This is a genomic window from Streptomyces sp. Ru62, from assembly GCF_002920615.1.
Taxonomy (GTDB): domain Bacteria; phylum Actinomycetota; class Actinomycetes; order Streptomycetales; family Streptomycetaceae; genus Streptomyces.
In genome coordinates, this window is the sequence record NZ_PQSU01000034.1 from 13,914 (window position 1) to 28,616 (window position 14,703).

16 protein-coding genes are annotated in these 14,703 nt (G+C 73.4%); 7 read left to right on the forward strand and 9 right to left on the reverse strand.

From position 1 onward, the window contains the following. The first annotated feature begins 79 nt into the window (after positions 1-79). Together C3492_RS34895 and C3492_RS34900 are read left to right on the forward strand one after the other, a co-directional pair. Complete coding sequence (locus C3492_RS34895) at positions 80-322, forward strand: hypothetical protein (RefSeq protein ID WP_103816648.1); 243 nt, start codon at positions 80-82, stop codon at positions 320-322. 276 nt (positions 323-598) lie between these two features. Further along, positions 599-1,057, forward strand: a complete 459-nt coding sequence (locus tag C3492_RS34900) for a cyclic nucleotide-binding domain-containing protein (protein WP_103816649.1) — start codon at positions 599-601, stop codon at positions 1,055-1,057. 37 nt (positions 1,058-1,094) lie between these two features. Here C3492_RS34900 and C3492_RS34905 read toward each other — a convergent pair whose 3' ends face one another. Both C3492_RS34905 and C3492_RS34910 read right to left on the reverse strand, forming a co-directional pair. Beyond that, a complete protein-coding gene (locus tag C3492_RS34905) occupies positions 1,095-2,414 on the reverse strand; it encodes an MFS transporter (protein ID WP_374938409.1) in 1,320 nt (439 codons plus the stop codon). Positions 2,415-2,497: 83 nt separating this feature from the next. After that, a complete protein-coding gene (locus tag C3492_RS34910; RefSeq protein ID WP_103816651.1) occupies positions 2,498-3,112 on the reverse strand; it encodes a LysE/ArgO family amino acid transporter in 615 nt (204 codons plus the stop codon). A gap of 66 nt (positions 3,113-3,178) precedes the next feature. Between C3492_RS34910 and C3492_RS34915 the strand changes: the two genes are divergently transcribed. Both C3492_RS34915 and C3492_RS34920 read left to right on the forward strand, forming a co-directional pair. Beyond that, the gene (locus tag C3492_RS34915; protein ID WP_181140704.1) at positions 3,179-4,066 is read left to right on the forward strand and encodes a LysR family transcriptional regulator ArgP; all 888 of its coding nucleotides are present in this window, start codon (positions 3,179-3,181) and stop codon (positions 4,064-4,066) included. Positions 4,067-4,519: 453 nt separating this feature from the next. Next, entirely contained in the window at positions 4,520-4,771 is a 252-nt protein-coding gene (locus tag C3492_RS34920; protein ID WP_103816653.1) for a WhiB family transcriptional regulator, read from the forward strand. Positions 4,772-4,802: 31 nt separating this feature from the next. Here C3492_RS34920 and C3492_RS34925 read toward each other — a convergent pair whose 3' ends face one another. The 5 genes from C3492_RS34925 to C3492_RS34945 form a co-directional block, all read right to left on the reverse strand. Then, positions 4,803-5,252, reverse strand: coding sequence for a DUF6098 family protein (locus tag C3492_RS34925; RefSeq protein WP_103816654.1), 450 nt, complete (start codon positions 5,250-5,252; stop codon positions 4,803-4,805). A gap of 175 nt (positions 5,253-5,427) precedes the next feature. Next, a complete protein-coding gene (locus C3492_RS34930; protein WP_103816655.1) occupies positions 5,428-7,263 on the reverse strand; it encodes a cell wall metabolism sensor histidine kinase WalK in 1,836 nt (611 codons plus the stop codon). Then, positions 7,260-7,967: a response regulator transcription factor gene (locus C3492_RS34935; protein ID WP_103816656.1), complete on the reverse strand. Its 708-nt coding sequence runs from the start codon at positions 7,965-7,967 to the stop codon at positions 7,260-7,262. The genes C3492_RS34930 and C3492_RS34935 overlap by 4 nt, the downstream gene beginning before the upstream one ends. Positions 7,968-7,987: 20 nt before the next feature. Beyond that, positions 7,988-8,722: a L,D-transpeptidase family protein gene (locus C3492_RS34940; protein WP_103816657.1), complete on the reverse strand. Its 735-nt coding sequence runs from the start codon at positions 8,720-8,722 to the stop codon at positions 7,988-7,990. Positions 8,723-8,791: 69 nt separating this feature from the next. Then, positions 8,792-10,201 carry a M1 family metallopeptidase gene (locus C3492_RS34945; protein WP_103816658.1) on the reverse strand — a complete coding sequence of 470 codons (1,410 nt, stop codon included), beginning with the start codon at positions 10,199-10,201 and terminating at the stop codon, positions 8,792-8,794. Between the two features lie 166 nt (positions 10,202-10,367). On the opposite strand from C3492_RS34945, the gene C3492_RS34950 reads away from it, so the two are divergent. Then, the gene (locus tag C3492_RS34950; RefSeq protein ID WP_181140705.1) at positions 10,368-10,715 is read left to right on the forward strand and encodes a DUF488 domain-containing protein; all 348 of its coding nucleotides are present in this window, start codon (positions 10,368-10,370) and stop codon (positions 10,713-10,715) included. 2 nt (positions 10,716-10,717) lie between these two features. Here the strand turns inward: C3492_RS34950 and C3492_RS34955 are convergent, their stop codons facing one another. Beyond that, positions 10,718-12,391, reverse strand: a complete 1,674-nt coding sequence (locus C3492_RS34955; protein WP_103816660.1) for an FAD-binding dehydrogenase — start codon at positions 12,389-12,391, stop codon at positions 10,718-10,720. A 96-nt stretch (positions 12,392-12,487) separates the two neighbouring features. Continuing rightward, positions 12,488-13,108 (reverse strand): TetR/AcrR family transcriptional regulator, encoded by a 621-nt coding sequence (locus tag C3492_RS34960; RefSeq protein WP_103816661.1) that lies wholly within the window; start codon positions 13,106-13,108, stop codon positions 12,488-12,490. Positions 13,109-13,225: 117 nt separating this feature from the next. Between C3492_RS34960 and C3492_RS34965 the strand changes: the two genes are divergently transcribed. Continuing rightward, positions 13,226-13,855 carry an alpha-ketoglutarate-dependent dioxygenase AlkB gene (locus tag C3492_RS34965; protein ID WP_103816662.1) on the forward strand — a complete coding sequence of 210 codons (630 nt, stop codon included), beginning with the start codon at positions 13,226-13,228 and terminating at the stop codon, positions 13,853-13,855. An 81-nt stretch (positions 13,856-13,936) separates the two neighbouring features. Then, positions 13,937-14,683, forward strand: coding sequence for an MBL fold metallo-hydrolase (locus tag C3492_RS34970; protein ID WP_103816663.1), 747 nt, complete (start codon positions 13,937-13,939; stop codon positions 14,681-14,683). Positions 14,684-14,703 lie beyond the last annotated feature (20 nt).

Below are 14,703 nucleotides of genomic sequence, written 5' to 3' on the forward strand. Positions count from 1 at the left end.
TCGGCTGACCCGTCAGAGCACTGTCAAACACCCTCGGTGCCCGTGTCATCACGGCGGACCGAGCGGGTACCCGGCGGACATGACCGATGTGGTGGACGCGGACGAGTTGTTGCGGCGGATCCGGCGGGGCCAGGAGCGCGCGGCCGAGGAGGAACGGGCCTGGCGGGAGCGGGCGCAGAGCCTGACGGCGACGGATCCGGAGGGCGCGCGGGAGGCGGCGGACCGGGCCCGGGCGTTCGAGGCGGTGCTACGGGTGCTGGAGGAGATCGTCCGTCCGGGCGGGGGCCCGGTGCGGGCGGAAGGAGTGAAACAGGTCACCTGACCCGCTTCCGGTTACCCAAAAGTACGGCAGATGGTTTATGGTTCATCCATAGCTGACGCGGGAGCGGCGCGGAAGCCGTTCTTCCCCGCTCCTTGTGTCACCGCATACGGCCCTGGCTGGTTTCCCCCGTCCAGCCAGGGCTTTTCGCTGCCCTGAGCGCGACACGCGGACGGAGATCCGCCTCCCTCGACGTGCTCCGGGCGGTCACAGCGGCTGAAATGGGCTTGAGAGCACATCACCCGGACCGCGACCGCCGCCGGCGAGGAGCCATGCGCCATGACCAAAGCGATCAAACTGCTGACCGCCCTCCCCCAGGCGCAGCGCGAGCGCCTGATGGAGCTGGCGAAGGAGGTGTCCTTCCCGGAGGACACCCACATCTTCGAGGCCGGCGGCACCGCCGACCGGTTCTGGGTGATCCGCTCGGGTGCGGTTCACCTGGACCAGCAGGTCACCTCGCGGCAGCGGGTGACCGTGGCCACGCTGGGCGCGGGCGACATGCTCGGCTGGTCCTGGCTCTTCCCGCCGTACCAGTGGGACTTCGGCGCGGTGGCCTTCAGCAACGTACGCGCCTACGAGTTCGACGGGCCGTCGGTGCTCGGGCTGTGCGTGGAGGATCCACTGCTCGGGCTCTCGCTGGTGCGCACGGTGGCCGAGATCCTCGCCCACCGGCTGGAGACGACCCGGGGAAAGCTGATGGAGCAGTACACGATGCGGCGGCGCAGCAGCCCTATCTAGGCCGCCGGGGTCGCCGGGTCCCGGGCGCGCCGGGCCCTCAGATGCGGTAGCGGCGCAGGGCCGGGACGGCGGCGGCCAGAGCCAGCATCACCACGACCACCAGGGCGCCGCCGCCCGCGACGGCGGCCCGCGGGCCGAACGCCGAACCGGCGGTGCCGTGCAGCACGTCGGCCAGGCGCGGACCGCCCGCGACGACCACCGTGAACACCCCCTGCATCCGGCCGCGCATCTCGTCGGTCGCGGCAGACAGCAGGATGGCGCCGCGGAACACCATCGAGACCATGTCGGCGACACCGGCCACGGCGAGGAAGGCCACGGCCACCCAGAGGTTCGCGCTCAGCCCGGACCCGGCGACGGCCGCGCCCCAGGCGACGACCGCCCCGATGACCATCCAGCCGTGCCGGCGGGCCCGCGAGAACACCCCGGAGAACAGGCCGCCGAGCACCGCGCCGACCGGGATGCCGGCGAACAGCACACCGAGCGCGAGACCCTCGCCGTACGAGCCGTACGTGTGCGCGGCCAGTTCCGGGAACAGGGCACGGGGCATGCCGAACACCATGGCGACGATGTCGGCGAGGAAGGACAGCAGCAGCACCTTGTGCCGGGAGATGTAACGGAAGCCCGCCGCTATCTCGCGCAGTCCGGCCCGGCGGGCGGTGGCACCGAGCGGCGGCAGCGCGGGCAGCCGGAAGACGGCCCACACCGTCACGCACAGGGCCAGCGCGTCGATCAGATACAGCTCGGGCAGCCCGATGACCGGGATGAGCACACCGGCGAGCAGCGGACCGGCCACCAGGCCGGTCTGCATCACCGTCGAGCCGAGCGCGTTCGCGGCCGGCAGCTGCTCCGCGGGGACCAGGCGGGCTATGGAGGCCGTGCGGGCGGGCGAGTTGAGCCCGAAGAACGCCTGTTGCAGCGCGAGCAGGACCATGAGGACGACGACCGAGTCCACACCGGTGACGGCCTGCGCCCAGAACAGCAGCGAGGTCACCGCGATACCGATGTTGGTGACCAGCAGCAGCTTGCGCCGGTCCACGGTGTCGGCAACCGCCCCGCCCCACAGCGCGAAGGCCACCATGGGCACGAGGCCCGCGAGGCTCGCGTAGCCGACCCAGGCCGAGGAGTGGGTGATGTCGTAGATCTGCTTGGGTACGGCGACGGCGGTGAGCTGGCTGCCGACGGCGGTGACGACCGTCGACGACCACAGGCGCCGGTAGGCGGGGATGCGCAGCGGGCGGGTGTCCATCGCCCAGCGGCGCCAGCCGCGCCGGGGCGGGTCCTCGACCGCCGGCGCGTCGGTGTCGGACCGGCTCTCGGGCCGGTCGGCCTTGGTGCTGCTGCTCTCGCTGGTGTTCACGGATGTCCTGGTTGCTCGATACATCTTTTACTTCGAGAGCCTAACTGTCCCAGGAACTCCCCTGCGCGACGAACCGGTTCGTCTCAGGATCCGGCCACCAGGGTCGCGCCGAGGACCAGCATGGTGAGGGCCACCAGGCCGTCCAGGAGCCGCCAGGCGCCGGGACGGGCCAGGAACCTGCCGAGCAGCCGGGCACCGAAGCCGAGCGCGGCGAACCAGCACAGGCTGGCGAGCGCGGCGCCGAGCCCGAACGTCCAGCGCAGCGGGCCCCGGTCGGCGGCCAGGGAGCCCAGCAGGAACACGGTGTCCAGGTAGACGTGCGGGTTCAGCCAGGTCATCGCCAGGCAGGTGAGCACGGCCCGGCGGCGCGAGCCGGCCGCCTCGCCCTCCGCGCGCAGTCCGGTGCCGGGCCTGAGCACCCGGCGGGCGGCCAGGGCGCCGTAGCAGAGCAGGAACACACCGCCGACGATCCCGATCGCCCGCAGCGCGCCGGGCCAGGCGACCACGACCGCGCCGACCCCACCGACGCCGAGCGCGATGAGCGCCGCGTCGGACAGGGCGCAGATGCCGACGACGGCGAGGACGGCGTCCCGGCGCACCCCCTGCCGCAGGACGAAGGCGTTCTGGGCGCCGATGGCGACGATCAGGGAGAGGCCGGTGCCGAAGCCGGCGGCCGCGGCGGTCAGGGCGTGGTTCATGCCGTCGACGCTAGGAAACTCCCGGTCACAAGTACAGCTAAAGATTTTTACGTACCATTAGCGCTCGTGATGACCGATCTGCCTCTGGAACAGGTGCGGACGCTGCTGGCCGTGGTGGACGAGGGCACCTTCGACGCGGCCGCGGCGGCGCTGCACGTGACGCCGTCGGCGGTCAGCCAGCGGGTCAAGGCCCTCGAACAGCGCACCGGCCGGGTGCTGCTCCAGCGCAGCAAACCGGTACGGCCCACGGAGTCCGGCGCGGTGCTCGTGCGGTTCGCCCGGCAGCTCGCCCGGCTGGAGCGGGACGCCTGGGGAGAGCTGGGGCTGAACGGCACCGGGGAGCCGACACGGGTGTCGGTCGCGGTGAACGCGGACTCGCTGGCGACCTGGTTCCTGCCGGCCCTGACCCGGGTGGCGGGCCTCTGCTACGAGCTGCACCGGGAGGACGAGGACCACACGGCGGCACTGCTGCGCGAGGGTTTGGTGATGGCGGCGGTGACCTCCTCGCCCGACCCGGTGCCCGGCTGCACGGTCCGTCCACTGGGCCGGATGCGCTATCTGCCGGTGGCCGCCCCCGAGTTCACCGCGGCCCACCTCGACGGGCGGCCCCTGCCGGAGGCGCTGTCCCGGGCGCCCGTCGTGGTCTTCGACCGCAAGGACGACTTCCAGGACGCCTTCGCCCGCCGGCTCGGCCGCGCGTCCGCCGGCCCGTTCCGGCACCACGTGCCCACCTCGGAGGGGTTCCTGGACGCGGTCGCCGCGGGGCTCGGCTGGGGCATGGTCCCGGAGGTGCAGGCCGGTCCGCTGCTCGACCGGGGGCGGCTGGTCGTGCTCGCCCCCGGCGAGTGGATGGACGTCAGGCTGTACTGGCAGCAGTGGAAGCTCGACTCGCCCGCACTGGCGTCCCTCGCCGAGGCGGTGACGACGACGGCATCGCACACGCTGCGCGGCTGACCACCGAAGCCCGACAGGACCGACGCACCGGCGCTGAAGGCCGGCGGGGCCGGTGCACCGGGCCGGTCCGGTTCTGGACTCCCGTCCCCTCTCCGTTGCCAGGCGGTCCGTCACCTCACCGGTGCCGGACGGGTGCTGACGGAGCAGCGTGGCCCCTCGGTGGCGGGGCGGGGCGGTCGGCTGGTTCGAACCCCTCTTCGGCGGTGCGCGGTCGGGTGGTCCGGTGGCCTCCGGTCCCCGCTGCCCGGCTTGTTGACCGCGTACGGTCCCGCCGGGCCGGCGCCGCCCGGGGCGACCGCCGCGCGTCCGTCACCCGATCTCCGCCCGTTGCGCCGTTTCACACCCTCCCGACCGGTCACCCGAGACCGGAGAACGCGTGCGGAACGCCTGCACGCCCCATGGGCGACGCACGCGACAGGCACGGACGACTTCGATCCGAACCAGGAGATTCCGATGGACAACTGGCGCGAGCATGCCGCGTGCCGTCACGAGGACCCCGATCTGTTCTTCCCGATCGGCACCACCGGACCCGCGCAGGTACAGGCACAGCAGGCCAAGGCGGTGTGCGGGCGCTGCCCGGTCCGGGAGCAGTGCCTGGAGTGGGCGCTGGACACGGGCCAGAGCATCGGTGTCTGGGGCGGTACGACGGAGCTGGAACGCCGGGCGCTGCGGCGCCGCGCCCGCTCCCGGCAGCGCTCCGGCTGACCGGCGGCCCGGCGGGCGGCGCGGCGGGGGCTCAGCGGCCACCTCGGCGCAGGGTCCCCCACTCCCGCTCCTGCCGGGCCACCTCGTCCCGGGCCGCGTCGATCACCTCGTCGGCGATCCAGCACAGCGGCTCGACGTCGGCCACGAGCGGCTCGTTGTCAGGGCCCCGGCCCGTCTCCCGGCCCCGCAGGACCCAGGGGCGCACGCCGGGGCCCTTGTCGTGCGGCAGGTGCGCGTAGTCGTAGAGGCGGCGCGCCACCCACAGCTCCACCGAGCGGTCCTCCCACCAGCTCTCCACGTCGAGCGGGTTGGCGGACAGCCCCGGCATGGGGACGCCGGTCAGTTCGTCGGTGCTGGAGACGTCGTCGAGGTCGGTGCCCGGCCCTTTGGACCAGCGCACGTACAGACCCTGGTGCCGTTCCACCAGGCGGGCCACTTCGGCCAGCGTGGACATGACCGGCAGGTCGTCCGGTCCACTCATGGCATGACCTCCCTCTGCCTCCCTGTGCTGCGCTTGCGCGACCGGAGTACCCCCGGCGCGCGCCGGAAATCGGATTCCGTTGCTCCGCTCTCCGGACCCGCATGCTCCGCTCGCGGCGCCCCTACACGCCACTCTCACGACCCGTCCGCGCCGCTCACAGGGCTCGCCCGCGCTCTCAGGGCTCGTCGCCGGGCGGCGGCGCGGCCGGCAGCCGCAACGTGAACACCGTTCCCGACCCCGGCTCGCTCGCGACCCCGGCCGTGCCGCCGTGGGCGGCCACCAGGTGGCGGACGATCGGCAGACCGAGCCCGCTGCCCCCGGTACGACGGCTGCGGGACTTCTCCGCGCGCCAGAACCGCTCGAAGACGAGCGGCAGGTCCTCCGGTGCGATACCCGAGCCGGTGTCGGCGACGGTGAGCACGGCCTCGTCGCCGTCCCTGCGGGCGGCGAGCGTGACGGTGCCGTCGGCAGGGGTGTGCCGCAGCGCGTTGGAGACCAGGTTCCCGAGGGCCTGCCGCATCCGCACCGGGTCGGCGTCCAGCCAGGCGGCGGCGTCGGCCTCGGTGCGCAGGGCGACCCCGGCGGCGTCGGCGGCGACGCGGTGGGCGGCGGCGACCTGGTCGAGCAGGTCACCGGCCCGCAGCGGCTCCCGGTGCAGGCGCAGCGTGCCGGCGTCGGCCGCGGCGAGGTCCTGGAGGTCGTCGATGATCCGCTGGAGGACGAGCGCCTCCTCGTGCAGCGAGTCCAGCAGTGCCGGATCGGGCTCGACGACGCCGTCCCGGACGACCTCCAGCCAGCCCCGGATGTTGGTGAGCGGGCTGCGCAGCTCGTGCGCGATGTCGCTGACCATGGCCTTGCGCTGTGCCTCCAGACGGGCGCGGCGCTCGGTGAGGTCGTTGAAGGCCTCGGCGAGGATGCCGGTCTCGTCCCGGGTGGTCACCGGCACGCGCACGTGCAGTTCGGGCGGCTGCTGCGCGGCGAGGGTGAGCGCGCGCAGCGGCCGTACCAGCCGGACGGCGACGACGGCGGTCACGGCGACGGTGACGGCGAGGACCAGACCCGCCACGCCGACCACCTTGGCCTTGTTGGCCGGTGACATGTCGAAGCGGGCCGGGTTCTGGTCGCCGATGCCGAGAAACAGCTCGGCCACCGGGGCGACATAGGGCTGGAGCTGGGTACGGCGGGCGGCCTGGACACAGCGCTGGGCGATCCGCGCGGCCTCGCCGGTACCGAGCTTGGCGTACTTGCCGACGAGGTAGCCGCCGCCGAAGGGGTCCTTGCCGCTGGGGTCGAAGGTGAGGAACAGCCGTCCCCCGAGGTCGATCCCGTCCTTGCTCAGGCAGGGCCGGATCAGGTCGGACAGGGCGTCCAGGGCCTTCTGCTCGGTGGCGGTGGGGGTGTTGAGCCGCCCGTCCTCGCACACGTCGGCGCCGTAGGCGGTGGGGTCGGCGCCGTCCGGCAGGGTGACCACCGGCCGGCCGCTCTCGGTCCGTTCGACGGTCGCCTGGAGGCCGTAGCGTTCGTAGCACTGTTCGCGGCGCGCGGCCAGCGTGTCCAGCTTGGCGCGTTCCGCGGCCGGCAGCAGGTACGGGCCCACCACGCGCGGGTCGATGCCGCTGAGCTGGGCGCCGGTCTCGGTGTAGGTGTCGGTGCGCAGGGGGTCGACGGTGGCGGCGGGCCGGGGCGGCAGCGGGGTGCCGCGGGGCGCGGAGTCGGCGACCGGAGTGCGGTCGGCGGTGGTGAGGGCGATCCGGCGGCCGGTGCGGGCGGCCAGCTCCCGCAGGGTGGGCCGGATCCCCGACCAGTCGGAGTGCGTGGCGGCATAGCCGCTGAGCTGGGCGAGGATGCGGTTGTCGGCGGCGAGGTCCTGCCCCTGCTCCTCCTTCAGGGCGCTGGTGGTGGTGGTCACGGCGAGCCAGGCGGTGGCCGCCACGGAGCAGACGGCGATGAGCGCGGAGACGAACAGCAGCCGCACGACCAGCCGTTTGCGCACCGGGATCCGGCGCCTCATCGCCGGGCGCCGCTCAGCTTGTAGCCGACGCCGAACACGGTCAGCAGCCGCGCCGGCCGCCGCGGGTCGGCCTCGATCTTCCGGCGCAGGTTCATGATGTGCACGTCGACGGCCCGCTCGGTGGAGGCCCGGTCGAAGCCGCGGGTGCAGTGCAGCAGTTGCCGCCGGGTGAACACCCGCTCCGGCTCCCCCGCCATGGCCAGCAGGATCTGGAACTCGGCCGGTGTGCACTCCACCGGCGCGCCGTCGCAGCGCACCTCGTGCCGTACCGGGTCGACGCTGATCCCGGCGGCCCGCACGACCGGGTCGTCGTCCCGGGCACCTACGCCCCGCCCACTGCGCCTGAGGACCGTACGGATACGGGCCATCAGCTCGCGAGGGCTGTACGGCTTGGTCAGGTAGTCGTCGGCGCCGACGTCGAGGCCGAGCAGTACGTCGTCCTCGGCGGAGCGGGCGGTGAGCATGACCACCGGGATGTCCGGCTGCTCCGGGCCCGCGCGCAGCGCCCGGCACACGCCGAAGCCGTCGAGGACCGGGAGCATCAGGTCCAGGACCACGAGGTCGGGCCGCAGCCGGCGGGCGGCGTCGAGCGCCGCCGCGCCGTCGTGCACGACGGTGGCGGTGTGGCCCTCGGCCAGCAGGGAGCGGCGGAGCAGTTCGGCCTGTTTCTCGTCGTCCTCGGCGACCAGCACATGTGCGCACACGAGTTCGGATCCTAAGCGGCTCAGTGTGCGAGCCAGTCGGCGAACCCCATGACGACGACCGGGTGCCGGTTGGGGTCGAGGGTGCGCAGGAGGTCCTTCATGTGCGCCTTGGCGACGCTGACGCAGCCGTGGGTGGGCCCGCCGTGGTCGACGTGCAGCCACACTCCCCCGCCGCGTCCCGGGCCGAGGGGCCGGGTCCAGTCCAGGGGCGAGGTGCCACGCCTGCGGTTGTAGTCGATGGCGATGACGTAGTCGAAGGAGCCTTCCAGGGGTTCGCCCTCGAAGCCGGTGCCGGGCGAGTGGAATCCGCTGGAGCGGTGGTACGGGAGCTTGCCCCCGGGGTCCGGGAGCAGTCCGCCGGCGTCGGAGAGGGTGTAGACGCCGAGCGGGGAGCGCAGGTCGCCGAGCATGTGGTGGGCGCTCCAGCCACGCAGCGCGTTGTGGGCGGGCCAGGCGGGTCCGGACTGCCAGCCGGTGGGGGTGCGCTGGTGCAGGACGACGGTGCACAGCGGGGAGTTCGCGCCGCGCCCGGTGACGACGACGGCCTGCGTGCAGCGCTCGGGGATCGCCGCGGTCCGCTCGGGCCCGAGGCCGGGTATGCCGCGCGGGGCCGACGGCGTGGCGGTGCCGGGGGTGGGTGCCGGTGCCGGACGGCGGGCCGGGGTCCGGCGTTCGGTCGCCTCGGCTCCGCCGCCGCAGCCGGTGAGCAGCGACGGGGAGGCGAGGAGAGCGACGGCGGTTCTGCGTCGGATCATGAGTCGATCTTGACCGGCAGTTGTTTGGAACCGGTCAGTGTCGCAAGCGCGGGGGGAACCGGTCCGGGTTCAGGAGCGGTTCGGCTTGCCCGGCGTGTGGAGCCAGGTGCGGAACAGCCCGTCCAGCCGCTTCCCCGACGTCTTCTCGGCGAGCGCGACGAACTGTGCCGTGGTCCCGTGCCCGCCGCGGTGCCCGGTCGCCCAGGCGCGCAGGATCCGGAAGAAGTCCCGGTCGCCGACGGCCCTGCGCAGCTCGTGCAGGGCCATGGCGCCGCGGGCGTAGACGGGGGTGCCGAAGATGTTCTCGCCGCTGCCCGGGTCGCCGGGCGGGTAGGCCCACAACCCGTCGCTCGCGGGGCGGGCGTAGAGGGAGTCGAAGGCATGCTGGGCGCTGGGGCCGCCGTGCTGCTCGTCGTAGAGCCACTCGGCGTAGGTGGCGAAACCCTCGTTGAGCCAGATGTCCTTCCAGGCGGTGAGGGTGACGGAGTCGCCGAACCACTGGTGGGCGCTCTCGTGGACGAGAGTGCCGAGGTCGGGTGCGGAGTCGTAGACCGGCCGGGTCTGGGTCTCCAGGGCGTAGCCGACGTCCGGGGCGTGGTCGACGATGGCTCCGGCGGCCCGGAACGGGTACGGCCCGAACAGTTTGCTCTCCCACTCCAGCACGGAGGGCAGCTTCTTCAGCACGGGCGCCGCGGCGCGGGCCTCGCGGGCGTCCACGGCGTTGTACACCTGGACGCCGTCGCGGGTGGTGTACCGCTCGACCTGGAACCTGCCTATGGTCGCGGTCGCCAGGTAGGCGGCCATGGGCTGGGTCTCGCGCCAGCGGAAGGTCGTCCGCCCGCCGGCGGTGCGCTGTCCGAGCAGGACGCCGTTGGCGACGGCGGTGCGCCCCTCGGGCACGGTGATGGTGAAGTCGTACGACGCCTTGTCCTTGGGATGGGCGTTGGCCGGGAACCACGTCATCGCGCCCTGCGGCTCCCCGGCGACGAACGCGCCGTCGTCGGTGGGGATCCAGCCGTCCGCCGAGCCGTCGGGGTCGGTGACCGGCTTGGGGGTGCCGTGGTAGGCGACCGTGACGCGGAACTCCTGCCCGGCGCGCAGGGCGTGGCGCGGGGTGACGACGAGTTCCTGGCCGTCGCGCCGGAAGGCCGCCTTCGTGCGGCCGACGGTGACGGCGGTGACCTTCAGGCCCGTGAGGTCGAGGTCGAAGCGGGTGAGCCGCTGGGTGGCGCGGGCGGTGAGCACCGCGGTGGCGTCCAGGCGGCGCGCGGAGGTGTCGTAACGCAGTGTCAGGTCGTAGTGGCGGACGTCGTAGCCGCCGTTGCCGCTGAGCGGGAAGTACGGGTCGCCCGCGCCGGGCGCTCCGGTGGTGCCCGGGGCCGTGGGGCCGGCGGCGCCGAGGAGGGCGGCCACGGCGACAGGAACGGTGGCGAGGACGGCGGTACGACGACGGGCGGGCAGTCTGCGGGGTGGTGTCACATGCGCTCCTCGGAAGTGGCCGGTGATCGACTGGCCGTCAGAGTAGGCGGCGTACGGGCACGGTTTCCCCCTTGTTCCGGTCAAGTCGTGCCGCGTCGCCGCCGGGTGGGCGCGGGCCGGCGCAGTACGCTCGCACGACCGTCCACGACCCGAGAGGGGCCCGACCGTGAGCGTGCGTGTGCGCCGGATCTACGAACCGCCCGAGCCCGACGACGGCCTGCGCGTCCTGGTCGACCGGCTCTGGCCGCGCGGCCTCGCCAAGGACGCCGCGCACGTGGACGAGTGGCCGAAGGAACTCACCCCGTCGAGCGAGCTGCGCACGTGGTACCACGGCGGGGGCTCCTACGAGGAGTTCAGGAGCCGCTACGAGCAGGAGCTGGAGGCCCCCCGGGCCGCCGAACTGCTGGACCACCTGCGGGAGTCGGCCCGCAAGGGCACGGTGACCCTCCTCACGGCGTCCAAGAAGACCGAGGAGAGCCACGCGCACGTCCTGGCGGAGCTGGTGGCGGGCTGAGGTCAGCCGGTGTGCCGGGCCGCGTGCCGGCCCGCCGCGCGGCCGGAGAAGAGGCAGCCGCCGAGGAAGGTGCCCTCCAGGGCGTTGTAGCCGTGGACACCGCCGCCGCCGAACCCGGCGACCTCGCCGGCCGCGTACAGCCCCTCGATCGGTGTGCCGTCGGCGCCGAGCGCCCGGGAGTCCAGGTCGGTCTGGATGCCGCCGAGGGTCTTGCGGGTCAGCACGTGCATCCGGACTCCGATGAGGGGGCCCGCGGCCGGGTCGAGGAGGCGGTGCGGGGCGGCGACGCGGCCGAGGCGGTCGCCGATGTAGCGGCGGGCGTTGCGGATGCCCTGGACCTGGGCGTCCTTGCTGTAGGGGTTGGCGATCTGGAGGTCGCGGGCCTCGATCTGGCGGCGCACCTCGGCGGCGTCCAGCAGCGGCTTCCCGGTCAGGCCGTTCATCTTCTCGACGAGCTGCTCCAGGCTCCCGGCGGTGACGAAGTCGGCACCGTGGTCGAGGAAGGCCCGCACCGGCGCGGGGGCGCCCTTGCCGAGCAGCCGGTCGCGCAGCACCGCCTTGCGGTCCTTGGCGGTGATGTCGGGGTTCTGCTCGGAGCCGGAGAGCGCGAACTCCTTCTCGATGATCTTGCGGGTGAGGATGAACCAGGAGTGGTCGTACCCGGCGATGTCCTCGGTGGTGCGCAGGTACCTGAGGGTGCTGAGGGTGTCGTAGCCGGGCAGGCAGGGGTCGGGCAGCCGGCGGCCGAGGGCGTCGAGCCATATGGAGGACGGGCCGGGCAGGATGCGGATGCCGTGGCCGGGCCATATCGGGTCCCAGTTCCGCAGGCCCTCGGTGTAGTGCCACATGCGGTCGCGGTTCACCAGGCGTACGCCGGCCTCGGCGCTGATGTCGAGCATGCGGCCGTCGACGTAGGCGGGGACGCCGGTGACCATCTCGGCGGGAGGTGTGCCGAGCCGCTCGGGCCAGTACCGGCGGACGATGTCGTGATCGGCGCCGATGCCGCCGGTGGTGACGACCACGGCCTGGGCGGTGAGGTGGAAGTCGCCCGCGCGGTCGCGGCTGGAGGCGACGCCGCGCGGGGAGTCGTCGGGGGCGAGGACGGTGCCGCGCACCCCGCGTGCCGTGCCGCCCTCGACGACCAGTTCGTCCACCCGGTGGCGGTGGTGGAAGGTCAGCAGCCCGTCCCGGGCGGCCTGCCGGGCGTACCGCACGAAGGGCTCGACCACGCCGGTGCCGGTGCCCCAGGCGATGTGGAAGCGGGGCACGGAGTTGCCGTGCCCGTCCGCCCGCAGGTCGCCGCGCTCGGCCCAGCCGACCGTGGGCAGCAGCTCGATGCCGTGCCCCTGGAGCCAGGACCGCTTCTCGCCGGCCGCGAACTCGACGTAGGCGCGGGCCCAGCGCACCGCCCAGGAGTCCTCGTCGGCGAGCCGGTCGAACTGCGCGCTGCCCTGCCAGTCGTTCCAGGCGAGAGCGAGGGAGTCCTTGATGCCGAGGCGGCGCTGCTCGGGCGAGTCGACGAGGAAGAGCCCGCCGAGGGACCAGAACGCCTGGCCGCCGAGGTTGGCGGCGTTCTCCTGGTCGACCAGGGCCACCCGGCGGCCCCGGCTGGTGAGTTCGTGTGCCGCGACCAGGCCGGCGAGACCCGCTCCGACGACGATGACGTCCGCGTCCATGACGACTGTGTCCTTCCTGACGGTGCTCGGTACGGTGCTCGGTCCGGCCCCTGCGGGTGCGCGTGCGCTCGTACGACGGTGCCGTGCCGGCTGTGCTCATGCGGCGGGGGTGCGGCTGCCGTCCGTGAGCAGCGCGGTGAGCAGCTGCCCCAGCCAGGCCCGGGCGGCCTCGACGTCCCGGTCCAGCAGCAGTTGGGTGGTGACTCCGTCGTACGCGGCGACCACGGCGTGGGCGGCGCCGTCGGCGTCGCCGAGCACGGCGGGCAGTGCGGTGTGGCCCCGGGCCCGGGAGAGCCGGTCGGCGATGGCCTGCCGGAGCCGGGCGCGGTGGTCGAGGAGGGCCCGGGCGACGTCCGGGTTCCGGGCCGCGTGCACCAGGAAGTCGGTCTTCACCAGCAGCCAGTCGACGTCGAGCAGCAGCACCTCGGTGACCCGGTCCGCGGAGGCGGGCACGTCGAGGTCGGGTCCGTCCTGGGCGAGGGCGTCGGCCACCTGGGCGGCGATGAGGTCGGCGCGCTCCTGGTAGAGGGCGAAGAACAGCTCGTCCAGGGTGGCGAAGTTCGAGTAGAAGGCACCCCGGCTGAACCCGGCCGCCTCGCAGACCTCCTCGATGGAGACGCGCCCGTAGCCCTTGGCCGCGAACACCGCGAAGGCGGCGTCGAGCAGCCGGGCGCGGGTGCGGATCCGGCGCCGGGTGACGCGTCCGGCCGTCTCCATGGCTGCCTCCTCGTCGAGTCGATACGCGAATGTATCGGATACACCGATGCATCGAAAGCCTCCGGACGCCCGTTGATCAAATGGAACGGATTTTCGATTAAGGAGTACGCTGGACCCATGTCCACGCACCTCCAGGGCTCCCTGTTCGACCAGACCGACGAGCTGAGGCTCGGCCCGCTCGACGGGCTGCGCCGGACCGAGCTGGGCTCGGGCGCCTGGATCGATGTCCTGCCGGGCTGGCTGAGCGGCGCCGACGACCTGTTCGAACACCTGGCGGCGGAGGTCCCCTGGCGGGCCGAGCAGCGCAAGATGTACGACAACGTGGTGGCGGTGCCGCGCCTGCTCGCCTTCTACCAGGCCGAGGACCCGCTGCCCCACCCGATCCTCGACGAGGCCCGCACCGCCCTGTCCCGGCACTACGCCGACGAACTGGGCGAGCCGTTCACCACCGCCGGGCTGTGCTACTACCGCGACGGCCGGGACAGCGTCGCCTGGCACGGCGACCGGATCGGCCGGGGTTCCCGGGAGGACACGATGGTCGCGATCCTCTCCGTCGGCGAGCCCCGCGACCTGCTGCTGCGGCCGGCCGGCGGGGGCGGTGCGGCGGTCCGGCGCCCGCTCGGCCACGGCGACCTCATCGTGATGGGCGGTTCCTGCCAGCGCACCTGGGAGCACTGCGTCCCCAAGACCAGCAGGGCCACGGGACCGCGCATCAGCATCCAGTTCCGCCCGCGCGGTGTGCACTGACGACCGGGCCCCCTCGCGCGGGACGAACGCCCGTCTGGTTGGCTGTCCCCGACGATCCGCCGCTGAGGGCTCGGAGAGATCATGCGGGCAGAGGTAAGACAAGTCGCCGACGGCACCTATCTGGTGCACGGCCACAACACCAACTGGGTGATCCTCAAGGACGGCGACGCCGTCACGCTGGTGGACACCGGCTATCCCGGGGACCGGCCCGGGCTGCTGGAGTCCCTCGCGGAGGTGGGGAGTTCACCGGACGCGGTCGCCGCCGTCCTCATCACCCACGCACACAACGACCACCTGGGCTCCGCCGAGTACCTGCGCGCCGCCCACGGCACCCCGGTCTATCTCCACCCGGCCGAGGTCCCGCACGCCCGGCGCGACTTCCTCCAGCAGGCGACCATCGCCGACGTGGTGCGCAACGCCTGGCGGCCCGGCGTGCTGCCCTGGGCGGTGCACGTGATCCGCGTGGGCGGCACGGAGCAGCACCCCGTCACGGCACCCGAGCCGTTCCCCGCCGAGGGAGCGCTCGACCTGCCGGGGCGGCCGGTCCCCGTGCACACCCCCGGCCACACGGACGGCCACTGCGTCTACCACCTGCCCGACGCCGGCATCGTGATCTCCGGGGACGCCCTGGTCAGCGGGCACGCCACCTCCCGGGTCAAGGGCCCGCAGCTCCTGCCCGACTTCTTCCACCACGACCGCGCGCGGACCCTGGCCTCCCTGGACGTGGTCGCCGCGCTCGACGGCGACACCCTGCTGCCCGGCCACGGACCACTCCACCACGGTTCGGTACGGGCCGCGGCCGAACAGGCCCGGGAACGAGCGTCCTAGCCGGACGAGCCGCCGGGGCT